The sequence below is a fragment of the Segatella salivae F0493 genome, assembly GCF_000477535.1.
Taxonomy (GTDB): Bacteria; Bacteroidota; Bacteroidia; order Bacteroidales; family Bacteroidaceae; genus Prevotella; species Prevotella salivae.
The window spans coordinates 1-1,252 of record NZ_AWGW01000009.1 but is presented as its reverse complement, the minus strand read 5'-3'; the positions used below and the strand labels follow the sequence as shown (position 1 = coordinate 1,252).

The following is a 1,252-nucleotide window of genomic DNA, read 5'->3' as shown; positions in this document are numbered from 1 at the left end:
GAGACCTCTGCAAAACTCCTCTTATAATTTGTCTTTCTTAAATATTTTTGTACCTTTATGGTATGAAACAGAAATTATCCTCTCCCAGTTTTGCTGACCTGTTCCTTGGTCAAAGAAAGGTCAAGCAGACATTCTTTTCACAAATAAATACAATCATTGATTGGGCACCTATTCGTGCTATAATAGAAGTGGCTTATACAAAAGGCTATAAGTCTACTGGCCGGCCCAGCTATGACAGCCTTGTTTTATTCAAGATTGAATTACTCCGTACCTGGTATAGTCTGAGTGACGGAGAAGTTGAAGATCAGGTTAACGACCGCCTGTCTTTCAGTCGTTTTGTAGGTCTTGACATGGAAGATATCGTTCCTGATAGTACTACTGTGTGCCGTTTTCGCAACATTCTTGTTGAAGCGGATCTGTATGATACGCTTCTTGCGGAGTTTAATCGGCAATTGGAAGCTAAAGGAATCATTGTAAAGCGTGGTGCCATTGTTGATGCCAGCATTACGAATACTCCCCGTCGCCCCCGTGGACATAAGAGCTATGAGGTCGTTGAGGATAGAAAAGAGGATGAGAACATAGAGGCTTCTGAGAAAGCCATGCTCAAAGAAGTTGTCAAGCCTAATGTAGATACAGAAGCCCGTTGGGTAAAGAAGATGGGAAAGCTCCACTTCGGTTACAAGCGTCACACGGTAACGGATGAAAACGGAATGGTGCTTGCCGAGGAAACGACAGCTGCCAATGAAAGTGATATGAAACACTTAGAAACACCCCTAAAGAAAGCTAAATTGCCACGGAAAGCACTTGTCTATGCCGATAAAGGATATGACTCGATGGAGAACAAAGAAACCCTCAAACGTATGAAACTTAAAAGTCGTATCATGCATAAAGGAACAAGAGGATATGAAATTACTGAAAGGCTGCAGCGCATCAACGTTGCTATAAGTAAGACACGCTACAAAGTAGAACGCACCTTTGGTTCTATGCATAGATGGTTTGGTGCTGGAATAGCAAGATACGTTGGACTTTCAAAAACACATGCGCAACATATAATGGAGTCCATTGCCTACAACTTATACCGAACGCCAGGGATTATTGTGTCAAATTCTATCAGATAAGGGGAAAATACGCCAAAGAAAGGGTCTATTTTGCACTAAAGTAGTCTTCTATAGCATCAGTTGCTTATAAATATGCACTCATTTAAGGTTATAGAGATGAAAAATGAAAATGTGGCAGGTTTTGCAGAGGTCTC

At 41.4% G+C, this 1,252-nt stretch carries 1 protein-coding gene; it reads left to right on the top strand.

Translation table 11 applies throughout. The features are described 5' to 3' along the window. The first annotated feature begins 62 nt into the window (after positions 1-62). Positions 63-1,118: an IS5 family transposase gene (locus tag HMPREF9145_RS04650; RefSeq protein ID WP_021825199.1), complete on the top strand. Its 1,056-nt coding sequence runs from the start codon at positions 63-65 to the stop codon at positions 1,116-1,118. Positions 1,119-1,252: the final 134 nt, after the last annotated feature.

Bases quoted from the DNA above. Each gene is read 5' to 3' on its own strand.
- HMPREF9145_RS04650 (WP_021825199.1), top strand. From the start codon at position 63: ATGAAACAGAAATTATCCTCTCCCAGTTTTGCTGACCTGTTCCTTGGT.